At 68.9% G+C, this 11,397-nt stretch carries 7 protein-coding genes and 2 pseudogenes; 7 read left to right on the top strand and 2 right to left on the bottom strand.

The features are described from left to right. The first annotated feature begins 428 nt into the window (after positions 1-428). From K6I34_RS20730 to K6I34_RS20760, 7 genes are all read left to right on the top strand, one after another. Positions 429-1,301: a hypothetical protein gene (locus K6I34_RS20730; protein WP_229327812.1), complete on the top strand. Its 873-nt coding sequence runs from the start codon at positions 429-431 to the stop codon at positions 1,299-1,301. A 342-nt stretch (positions 1,302-1,643) separates the two neighbouring features. Beyond that, positions 1,644-2,345, top strand: coding sequence for a LuxR family transcriptional regulator (locus K6I34_RS20735; RefSeq protein WP_229327813.1), 702 nt, complete (start codon positions 1,644-1,646; stop codon positions 2,343-2,345). Positions 2,346-2,621: 276 nt separating this feature from the next. Further along, entirely contained in the window at positions 2,622-3,554 is a 933-nt protein-coding gene (gene sigJ / locus K6I34_RS20740; protein WP_229327814.1) for an RNA polymerase sigma factor SigJ, read from the top strand. A gap of 343 nt (positions 3,555-3,897) precedes the next feature. Next, on the top strand, positions 3,898-6,267 hold the full coding sequence (locus K6I34_RS38360) for a LuxR C-terminal-related transcriptional regulator (protein ID WP_275127111.1): 2,370 nt from the start codon (positions 3,898-3,900) through the stop codon (positions 6,265-6,267). A 314-nt stretch (positions 6,268-6,581) separates the two neighbouring features. Further along, a complete protein-coding gene (locus tag K6I34_RS20750; protein WP_308294035.1) occupies positions 6,582-7,664 on the top strand; it encodes a DegT/DnrJ/EryC1/StrS family aminotransferase in 1,083 nt (360 codons plus the stop codon). Positions 7,665-7,666: 2 nt separating this feature from the next. Further along, positions 7,667-8,779, top strand: coding sequence for a DegT/DnrJ/EryC1/StrS aminotransferase family protein (locus tag K6I34_RS20755; RefSeq protein ID WP_229327816.1), 1,113 nt, complete (start codon positions 7,667-7,669; stop codon positions 8,777-8,779). 120 nt (positions 8,780-8,899) lie between these two features. Then, entirely contained in the window at positions 8,900-10,141 is a 1,242-nt protein-coding gene (locus K6I34_RS20760; RefSeq protein ID WP_229327817.1) for a nucleotide sugar dehydrogenase, read from the top strand. A gap of 29 nt (positions 10,142-10,170) precedes the next feature. Here the strand turns inward: K6I34_RS20760 and K6I34_RS20765 are convergent. Both K6I34_RS20765 and K6I34_RS20770 read right to left on the bottom strand, forming a co-directional pair. Beyond that, positions 10,171-10,293 (bottom strand): annotated as a pseudogene (locus tag K6I34_RS20765) (macro domain-containing protein); the annotation flags it as partial. 694 nt (positions 10,294-10,987) lie between these two features. After that, positions 10,988-11,299, bottom strand: a pseudogene (locus tag K6I34_RS20770) (protein-L-isoaspartate O-methyltransferase); the annotation flags it as partial. Between the last annotated feature and the right edge of the window lie 98 nt (positions 11,300-11,397).

Genomic DNA, 11,397 nt, shown 5'->3' on the forward strand with positions numbered 1-11,397 from the left:
GCGGCTCGACCAGGGCCCACTCATCATCCGTCAGATCACCACGCGCCATACCTCCGGCCTACCAGGCCACAGGACATGGCGCGGCCGAAATCCACCAACTCGTGATCGCAACTACGAACACGCTCTAGGCCGAACATGCCGGGACGCGCCCCACCCGTACGGGCGCGCGCTCCGCGACGTACTCCATGGGGACCTCACCCGTGCTCGGCACAGCCGTATCGGTTGACTCCCGTTCAAGGGTCAAACTAATGTCTCACGTTGATCGTCGCTGGTGCGGTCGGCAGGCCGGACTTCCTGGGGGCAGCGGGGTCCAGTTGATGTCAATCATCACGTTCGGAGGAAGCAGGTAGGTGCGCCGTGCGCGTACCCGATGGTGACATGGGGACCGGGGAGTGTGCCGCCGCGCCATGACCGGGGGGAGATCTGTGATGGTGTCGACAGCGTTCGAGAGCGAGCGATCTCAAGAGGCGACGATGCCCGGGCCGCGCGTCGACGCGGAACGCTCCGGATCGCACGCGGGTGCCGACAGCCTGGAAGAGGCGCTGTTACGGGCCCGCGACCTGATGGACATGACAGTGTCGCTGCACCGGCAGGGCACCCGGAGCAGCCCGGTGACGGTCGTGCCGGCGCACAACGAGCGAGCCGTGCTCGACGAGGTGAACGCGCGTCTCAGTCAGGCGCGGCGCAGTGTGAGCCTGGTGCTGACCGGCCAGGCGCACGGGCGGTTGATGCCCGCGGTCCTCCCCCAGCTGCACAGCATCGCCAGAAAGCAGCTGACGGCCCGGATGCTGCACTCGGCCCAGGACGGAGCGCCGCAGTCGGCGCATCTCATCGGCCGTCTCTCCACCCGGTTCGAGACCCGGGTCACGCACCGCCCCCTGCGGGAGACCCTGATCGTCGACGGGCGGACCGCCCTCTTCCGGGACGACGCCGAAGGCCATGGCGACCGGTTCCTCACGGTCCAGGACCCGACGACGGTACACACCCTGGCGCTGCTGTTCGCCGGCTTCTGGGGCTCCGCCATGAGCCCGGCCGACCACACCTGGGACAACCAGAGCCTGAGCTCGGAGGCCGCCCGCCGCATCCTCGAGTGTCTCCGCGACGGACAGATCGACGATGTGGCCGCCCGGAAGCTGCGGGTGTCACTGCGCACCTATCGGCGTCATGTCGCCCAGATCATGGAGGCGCTGGGCGCGCGTTCACGGTTCCAGGCAGGTGTACGCGCCGTGGAACTGGGCCTGTTGAAGTCCGAGAGTGAGACGCGGGGCCGCTCAGCAGAGAGCGACCGGTCCGCCCACTGATATCCGGACAGCCCCGGACAGCTTCTTGCCGCGCTCCACGCGCCTTTCGCGAGCTTGGCGCCACCACGGCTGCACGCGGAGCTCAAGAACACCCGGTTTAGGATAGGTAATTCGGTCTCCATTTGATCTGTTCTGCGCGTGATTCAGCATGCCGGGACGGCTCAGCGGAAGGCGGAAGGCCGAGAGGCTGACACTTCGACGCGCAGACGGGTGCAGATGACAACGGGAGATTCGACGGGTGTTCCACAGGAACACGGTATTGCGCGACTTTCGGCCCGGAAAGGACCGGCTGAATCATCGTCGGCGGACGCACTGGAGAAGGCACTTCTCGGAATCCGGGAGATGATCGAGGAGACTATCGCCCAGCACCGGGACACCGTCTCCGGCGGCCAGGAGATCCATGCCCTCGCCGGCGCCCCCGAGGAGAACGCGCGGGTGGCACTGGAGGTGGCCGGCTGCGCGCGGGACCGACTCGACGTGGTGGTGGCCGCCGGATCGGACAACTCCGAGTGCAACTTCCTGCTGTCCGAACTGCTGCTGGCCACCCCTGAGACGGCCGAGGTACGGGTGATCTGCAATCCGGAGATGACGGACTCGGGCCTGGCGGGGGTGGCGGGCCACGACGGGCGGCCGATACTCGTGCGCGTGCTGTCGCAGCTGCCCCCGCTGCTCATCGTGACAGCCGACCAGACCGTCACCCTCACCTCGATCGAATCCCCGGCCGGAGACGCGTACTCGGTCATCCGGGCACCCGCGATCGTTCGTCTGCTGTGTGAACTCTTCGACGGAATATGGCAAGGCGCCGCGGCGGCCGGTCCGGGGGCGGTACTCGACGGGCGCATGCGCACGGAACTCACCCGCAAGATTCTCGCTTTGCTGCGAGCGGGGGTCACCGATGAGGTGGCCGCCCGGAAACTCGCCATATCCGTACGCACCTATCGGCGCCACGTCGCCGAGATCATGACCATGATCGGATCGAGTTCGCGATTCCAGGCAGGGGTGAAGGCCGCCGAGTTGGGCCTGCTGGACTCCCGTTCTCCGTAGCGCGGGGGAACAGCACGGGGGCAGTGCCGAAACACCGGGAAAGGTGGCAGGAAGATGCCAATTCGCACTTCGCCGTACCGGGTGCCAGGGGACCCCGGCACACCGCCCTCGCCTCACCCTCTACGGGACGCACGCTAGGAGTCGGAAGCCGGCTCCAACTGTGACACGCGGAACAATAATGTGATTCAGATCACACCGGGCTTGGGTGCCCCCTGGGCTGCCGCAGTCCACGGCCATCCGCGCCGAAGTATCCGATTGAGATGGTGAGATCCAGTCATGGCAAGCAAAGCTTCGGCCTCAACCGCTGCCGAACACGGAGAACTTCCTGCTCACAGCGCCCTCACGACCACCGTCTTCGACGAGCACCGGAATCTGCTCTTCGGCCTCGTCTACAACATGCTGGGCACGGTCACGGACACCGAGGACGTACTCCAGGACACCTGGCTGTCCTGGGCATCGGCCCGCCACGGCGAGGTGGCCAACTCCCGGGCCTATCTGGTGCGGATCGCCATGAACCGCGCCCTGCGGGCAGCCAAGGCCAGCCGCCGGACCTATGTGGGTACCTGGCTCCCCGAGCCCGTGGTCACCGAGGACCAGCCCGAGGACAGCGTCCTGCGGGGCGAGTCGGTGTCGCTGGCCATGATGGTGGTCCTGGAGACCCTCTCCCCCATGGAACGCGCGGTCTTCGTCCTCCGGGAGGCCTTCGGCTACGACTATCCCGAGATAGCCGACACCCTCGGCCGCACCTGCGGCTCCGTGCGCCAGCTGGCGCACCGGGCCCGCAAGCACGTCGAGGACCGCAGGCCCCGCTACCGGCCCGACTCCAAGGCCGTGCGCGCCGCCACCGAACGCTTCCTGGACGCCTCGCTGGGCGCCGACCTCGGCACCCTGATGGAGATCCTCGCCCCCGACGTCCAGCTCTGGAGCGACGGCGGTGGCAAGCGCCGCTCCGCGCTGCGCGTCATCGTGGGCCGCGACAAGTGCGTACGCCTGGCCGACTCCCTCGCCAAGACCTTCCCCCGGGACCTCGACACCCGCTATCTGGAAGTGAACGGCGCGCCCGCCGCCCTGCTCTCCCATGAGCGCCGGCCCTGGGTGGTCGCCCAACTCGACCTGCGACCGTCCGACGGACGCATCCAGCGCATCTACCAGATCCTCAACCCGGACAAGCTGACCACCATGCCCCTGCCGAACCACCTGGCACTCTGAGCACCGGAGGAGGCACTTTCCACCGCCGTCAACAGGTACGGCAAAAAGGAGGCATGAACCGGTCGGCGTCTTGCAGCCGACCGTGCGGCCCATGAACCCTGAAGACAGAGAGCACAAGGAACCGCACTCGTCGTGATCAAGAACAGCTGGAGCGAGCCGACTTGATGGTCGGCGCGCAGCCGAATCCATGAGAGCTCCGGGCAGGAACCGGCACAGCCGTCCGGCTGTGCACCTCCCGCGACCAGCAGCAGCCGATCACGCGGCGGATCCCTCCGGGAGCCGCGGAGGCCTGCCCTGCTCACCCTCACTCACCAGGTAATCAGTAATTCTTGGGGGGAAGTCGATGCGCACTGCACACCGCACGGCCCAGCAACCGCACCACGGCGATGTCCACCCGACAGAGCTGGTGCAGAAGGTGGCACCACTGCCCGAGAACCGCTGTTTCGGACGCGACGCGGAACTGAGGGCGGTCATCGACAAGCTGGCCGACCCGACCGTGCGGCTGCTCACCCTGACCGGACCCGCCGGAGTGGGCAAGAGCAGGCTCTCCCGCGAGGCCGCTGCCCTCGTGGCCCCCGCCTTCGACGACCACGTGCCCGTCGTCGAGCTGGCCGACCTCGACACCGCGCCCGCCGCCTGGAGCAGAATCTCCCGAGCCCTCGGCGGCAAAACCACGGCCGAGACGCCGGAGGGCGTGGCCGAGGCCATCGCCGACCGCGAACTGCTGCTCGTCCTGGACAACTGCGATCTGCTCACCGCGTCGCTGTCACTGGGGCTCGCCTGGCTGATCAACAACTTCCCCGGCCTGCGGGTGATGGCCACCAGCCGCACCTCGATCAACGTCTACGCCGAGCATCTGTTCCTGGTCCGTCCGCTCCCCGTGGACGGCGGCGCGGCGGCGGAGGACGCGGCCCCGGTGGTCTCCGACGCGGCTCTGCTCTTCGTCGACCGGCTGGGCGGCCACTACCGCGACCACGTCCTGCTCGACGACGACCTGACCACCGTGACGGAAATCTGCGAGCTGCTCGACGGGCTGCCGCTCGCCATAGAGCTGACCGCACGCAGCATCGGCACTCTGACCTTGCGCGCCGCCCTGGACCACCTCCGGCAGGGGCGGCAGCTCCCGTACACCGACAGGCTGCTCGACATACCCACCAGGCAGCGCTCGATGGAGAGCTCGCTCTTCTGGGCGGACGGCCTGCTCAGCGCCCAGGAGCAGGAACTGCTCCAGCGGCTCTCGCTGTTCGAGGGGCCGTTCTCCATCGCGGCGGCCCGGCGGGTCGGCGGACTCTCCCGGGACCGGACCGCGCGCGGCCTGGACGAGCTGATCCACAAGAGTCTGCTGCTGCTGGAGCACGACGACTCCGGCGAGCAGCGGCTGTGGATGCTCGCCTCCGTACGGCGTTACTACCGCAAGCGGCTGACGTCGAACCCCTGCTGCGCCACGGACGCCCGGCGGCGGCACGCCCACCTCTTCACCGAGTCGATCAGTGCGAGGGAACTCGCCCGGCTGACCCCTGAGCAGCGGGCGGCAACGGTGTCCGGCCGGCTGCCGGACATACTGGCCGCCATCGCGTCGCTGGGGGAACTGGGCGAGCACATTCGGCTGCTGGAGCTGGTGCTCGCCCTGGAGAGCGTCTGGACAGCAGGCCACCACCTGGCGGAGGTCTCCGCGCACACGGAGGCGTCGGTGGCCGCGCTGCGCGCGGAGGATCTCCCTCCGGGCACCGCCCCGCTGCTGGGCCGGGCCCTGGAGGCGGCGGGCCGCTGGCGGGCCGGGAGCGGCAGTCCGGAGCGCGCCCGTGCGCTCTGGCAAGCAGCGATGACGGTGTATCAGGAGCACGGCCACCGCGCCGGTCTCCTCCGTGTCACGGCCCACCTCGGTGAGCTGGAGCGCGAGGCCTGCAACAGCGAGAAGGTGCTCGTCGAGCTGTGCGCCGCCGCTTCGGAACTGGCCGAACTCGGCGACGAACACGGTGCCGCGCTCGCCCTGAGGTACAGCGCCCTCGCCCAGTACGAAGTGGGCTCGGCGACCGCCGAGTCCGCCCTGCGGCGGTCCATCACCGCCTTCCGGGCGCTGGGCGACGAGCGCGAGCAGGGGCTCTCGCTGCTGGCGCTGGCCCGGATCCAGCTGGAGGCGGGCCAGCCCGAGCAGGCCTGCTCCGAGGTCCGCTCGGCGATGAGAATGCTGAGACACACCGGCGGGCCGGGCGACGTGGCCCTGGCCCTGGAGATCCTCGGCTGCGCGCTCTCGGCGGCGGGCGACGACGAGGAGCAGCAAGAGCCCGTGGCCCGGCTGCTGCTCACCGCAAGGACCCTGCGGGAACGCCACCGGCTGCCGCCCGGGAAGATCGACACCACCGTGCAGAGCGTCGAGCGGCGGCGCCGCGCCACGCTGGGCACGGCGGCCTTCGCCCGGCTGGGCAGGCGGCTCTACACGGTCCGGGTCGATTCGGCGATCCAGGACGCGCTGTCCTTACCCGTGCAGGAGCCACTGCCGCGGTCAGGGCCCAAGCCGTCGGGAACCTGCCTGACCCCGCGGCAGACGGAGATCGCGCTCATGGTGGCCGAGGGCATGACCAACCGGCAGATCGCCAGCCGGCTCAGCCTCTCCGAGTGGACCGTGGTCAACCACCTGCGCCAGGTGATGCAGAAGCTCCAGGCCCCCTCCCGGGTGCATGTCGCCCGGGTGATGCAGCAGTCGGGGAGCTGACCCGGGGCGCACCGGGACTCGTGGGGCCTGCCGGCACACCGGACCGGTCATGGCGCTTCTCTGCCATGACGGCAGGCCCCCACACCTACAAGGATCTGCCGTTGCCGCTCGGGGTGGCCCTTTCTACTGTCGTCAAGCGTCGGTCGTGCGGAATCGCACGGACACCTCATCCCAAGAACAGGAGACAGGTGGGCACAGCGCGCACAGACACAGAAATCCACCCTTCCCAAGGGCCGGCCACCCCCTCGAACGGAGTTCCCTTCTTCACCCAGGCCGAATCCTTCAGGCAACTCTGGCCGCTCATCAGCCGGCATGTGGGCGACGTCGTCGACCGGGGAAAATACTCGCACGGACGCAAGGTGTCCGAGCTGGAACAGGCGCTGGCGGGGTACACCGGAGCGCGGCACGCCCTCGGGGTGAACAGCGGCACCGACGCCCTGTCGATCCTGCTGCGGGCGGCGGGCATCGGCCCCGGCGACGAAGTGATCGTCCCCGCGTTCACCTTCTTCGCCAGCGCGTCCGCCGTGACCATGGCACGGGCCACCCCGGTCTTCGCCGACATCACCGCCGACGGTGACTACGCGCTGGACCCGGCCTCGGTGGAGGCGGCGATCACTGAACGCACCAAGGCCATCATGCCGGTCCATCTCTTCAGCCAGCTCGCCGACATGGGTGCGCTGCTGGAACTGGCCCGCAAGCACGGTCTGATGGTCCTGGAGGACAGCGCCGAGGCGATCGGGATGCGCTGGGACGGTACCCACGCCGGGCTGCTCGGCTCCGGAGGCGTTCTCTCCTTCTTCCCGACGAAGACGCTGGGGGCGCTCGGCGACGCCGGAATGATCCTCACCGATGACGACCGGATCGCCGAGCAGGCGAGTGTGCTCAGGCACCACGGCCGCATGGGGAAGACGATCGACCACATCGCCGGCATCTCCAACCTCTCCGGTGTCTCCGGCACCAACAGCAAGATGGACGACATCCAGGCGGCGATCCTCATGGCCAGGCTGAGCCGACTGGACGAGGACATCGCCCGCCGCCGAGTGCTCGCCGACGCCTACACCGAACGCCTCACCGGCGCGGACGGCGTCCTGGCCGTGCCCCGGCCGGTGCCCAGGTCCGTGCCGTCCGACCCGGTCTTCTACGTCTACCTCATCGAGGTCGAGCACCGGGACGCACTGGTGGCGCATCTCGCGGCGCGGGGCATCGGCACCGAGACGTACTACCCGAGGACGCTGCACACCCAGCCGGCCTATGCCGAGGAGCACGGCGGCCGGTCCCATCCCCGGGCCGAAGCGGCCAGCAGGCGCACCGTGGCACTGCCGCTGTACCCGGACCTGACCGAGGCACAGATCGACACGGTCTGCGCAGCCATCTCCGACTTCTACGCCGAGGGGTAGCGGTGATTCCCTTCTTCCCTCCGGACCTTTTCGACGATGACCGCGAAACCCTGCTCGAACTCCTCTATGAGCTGGGCACCGACGAGGAGCAGAAATTCATCCTCGGGCGCCGGACAGCCGCGTTCGAGGAACTCCTCCGGGAGTCGACCGGCGCGGCCCATGCGGTCGCCTGCTCCAGCGGTACGGGCGGACTCAACCTCGCCGTGCAGGCACTGGACATCGGCCCCGGTGACGAGGTCATCGTGCCGGCGTTCTGCTGCCAGCCGGTGGCCAGCTCGGTGGTGAACCGGGGGGCGACCCCGGTCTTCGCGGATGTCGACCCGCACACCATGGTGCTCGACCCGGCCACGTGGGAAGAGCTGATCACCGACCGGACCAAGGCGGTGATGCCCGCCCACATCTTCTCGGTCATGGCGGACATGCCGAGCATCAACAAGATCGCCCGGGACCATGACCTGAAAGTCATCGAGGACGCGGCGGTGGCGCAGGGCGCCGTGCTCGACGGGGTACCGGCCGGGCGCTGGGGCGATCTGGGGATCTTCTCCTTCTTCCAGGTGAAGTCCTTCGGCACGGTGGGCGAGGGCGGTGTGGTCCTCACCGACGACGAGGAGACGGCACGCACCCTGCGGATGCTCCGCAACCACGGTCAGGACGGCGTCCACCGGTTCGTCCACCACCGCATCGGCCAGAACAACCGCTTCGACGAGATCATCGCCGCCTTCCAGCTCGCACGGCACGGCGGCTTCGCGGACCGGCTGGAGCGCCGGGCGCGGATCGCCGACTACTACTCGCAGCGTTTCGAGCCGCTCACCGGCCGTGGGGTCCTGGCGCCTCCCGCGGGCCGCAACGGCCGCTGCTACTACGTGTACTCGCTCCTGGTCCAGCGGCGGGAGGAGCTGCGCTCCTGGCTGCTGGAGAAGAACGTGGGGTCGCACATCTACTATCCGAGGCCGCTGCCCGCCCAGCCCGCGTTCAGCGCGTTCGCCCCGGCCGGCCGGGGCCTCCCCGGAGCCCAGTACGCGAGCGACCACAATCTCGCGATTCCGATCTGGCCGCACCTCACGGACGCACAGGTCGAATATGTCGCCGACGCGGTCTGCGACTTCTTCGCCTAGCCCGCACAGCCGGTCACTGCTCAGCTCAACTCATCACAGCAGCCGTATCGGCAGGCTCATTACCACGGTTCGGCAAGCCAGAGAAAGTCGGGTCTTCTGATGGTGTCAAAAGTTGTCGTGATGGGGCAGGGATATGTCGGCCTGCCGCTGGCCATAGCCGCGGCGGAGCGCGGATACGAGGTGATCGGATACGACACCGATGAGTTCCGGGTCAAGAAGCTCACCGTCGGGGACTCCTATGTCGGCGACATCACTTCGGAGCGCCTCTCCGCGGTACTCGGCCAGGGCAAGTACCAGCCCACCATGGCCCCCAATGACCTGGACGGCTTCGACATCGCGGTGATCGCCGTGCCGACCCCGATGATCGACGGGGTGCCGGACCTGTCGTTCATCGAGTCGGCCGGGGTGGCCATCGGGGAGCGGCTGCGCCCCGGGGTCACGGTGATCCTCGAATCCACCAGCTTCCCCGGTACGACCGAGGATCTGCTCGGCCCGCAGCTGACGAAGATCTCCGGTCTGGTCCCGGGCGAGGACTTCCATCTCGGCTACAGCCCGGAGCGCATCGACCCCGGTAACCCCACCTGGAGCTTCGAGACGACCCCGAAGGTGGTCTCGGGGGTCGACGCGGCCTCCATGGAGAAGGTGACCGCGTTCTACGAGTCCATCGTCGACGAGGTCGTACCGGCGGACTCGCCCCGCGTCGCGGAGCTGGCGAAGGCGCTGGAGAACACCTTCCGGCACGTCAACATCGCCCTCGTCAACGAGCTGGCCATGCATGCCGAGGGGCTCGGTATCGATGTCTGGAAGGCTCTCGACATCGCCGCCACCAAGCCCTTCGGCTTCATGCGGTTCACCCCGGGACCCGGCGTCGGCGGCCACTGCCTGCCGGTCGACCCGCTGTACCTGTCCTGGAAGGTCGAGCGCGCCCTGAGCAAACCGTTCCGGCTGGTGGCGCTGGCGGACGAGCTCAACAGCCAGATGCCGGAGTACGTGGTGCGCCGGCTCACCCGGGGCCTGGACCGGCGGCGGCAGACCGTCACGGGTGCGCGCGTCCTCGTACTGGGTCTGGCTTACAAGGCCGACACCGGGGACATCCGTGAATCGCCCGCGCTGGGCATCGTCTCCCGCCTCATCGAGGCGGGTGCCTCCGTTCGCGCGGTGGATCACCATGTCACCGAAATCCCCGACATCAAGGGGCTCGTCCACACCGAACTGACCACCGAGGAGATCGAGGCCGCCGACGCGGTGCTCCTCGTCACCGACCACGGTGATGTGGACTACGACCTGGTCGTGAAGTCGGCCCGGTACGTCTTCGACTGCCGACGTCGCATGGTTCCTTCCGAGCGGATCGAGTCCCTGTGAGCACGCGCGCCACCACGGAAGTCCAGGGACGCGGGGAACGCCACTGTCCGCGCCCCCAGTTCGTCGGCCACCCGCAGCGACTCCCGGTAGCAGGACGCCAGCAGCGCCGAGCGGTCCTCCGACGCCGACCAGACCGGGCCCACGGTGTTGAGCGTTTACCCAAACGCTCACGCGGCGAGAGTCAGTGCCTGAGCCCCAGCGGGGAGAGGGAACGTGGTGACCCGCCCCCCCGTGAAGCCGCAGCTCAGCGACGTGCGCAGCTGTGTCCACGACCACCGAGACGGTGCCGTTCGCCGGTCGGGCATGAGAACCGTCGAATCGCAACTCGGCGAGGCGCACGGCACCGGGGAAGTCAGCTCCGTACTCGAAACGCACGCCCCGCAGCCCGACGAACACCTTGTTGTTGTGGAGCGGTAGCCTGCCCTCGGCGTTCTGCCGGTGGCGGATACGTTCGAGGACGTCCCAGAGTCGTCGGGGGCCGCCCTGGTGGACGTCGGGCGGGTCGATGAACCGGGCTGTCGCGCGAGCCCATGATCCGTCCTGGTGCAGCAGCCATGCCGTCCGCTGTTCGCCGTCCTGCCGGTAGTACGTCTGGACTCCGGGAGCGGCGAGTTCGAGCATCGAGCGCAGTTCCCAGGCGTCCGAGAGGTTCACGACCGGGTATCTGCCCCGGGTCACGCTGTCGCCGTCCGCGTCCTTGACGGCGTCGAACCGGTCGCCGGGCCCGGGTGGGCAGTCGGCACCGTGCCGGGTGCTCATGAACCCGGCCCAGTCGGGTTCGGCCTTCCCGACGGCGCGGCCGTCGTCGGTCTTCCAGGCGGTCAGGACGATCGACGTGTTCGCGATGGTCGTCACCAGCCGTCCGCCCGGCCGGAGCGCGGAGAGCCATGAGGCGGGGACGGGCCAGACGGACACCATGGAGACGACGCGGTCGTAGTCGCCGGGGAGGGGGCCTGTGGCGTCGCCGGTGATCAGGCCCGGGTGCAGGCCCATACGGTCGAGCCGGTCCCGCGCGGCCTCGGTCAGGTAAGGGTCGACGTCGATGGCCGTGACGTGACGGTCACCGAGCAGACGGGCCGCGAGCGCCGTGCCGTAGCCGGAGCCCGTGGCCACGTCGAGCAGATCCGCCCCCGGGTACAGCCGTCCGTGCCGGTACATCTGGATGACCAGGCTGGGCAGCGTCGAGGACGACGTCGCGGGCCCGGGTAGACCGCGCGGCTCCAAGCCCCGGGACCGGCCGCGCCGTCGTGCAGCAC

The organism is Streptomyces sp. UNOC14_S4 (genome assembly GCF_020740835.1).
Taxonomy (GTDB): Bacteria; Actinomycetota; Actinomycetes; order Streptomycetales; family Streptomycetaceae; genus Streptomyces.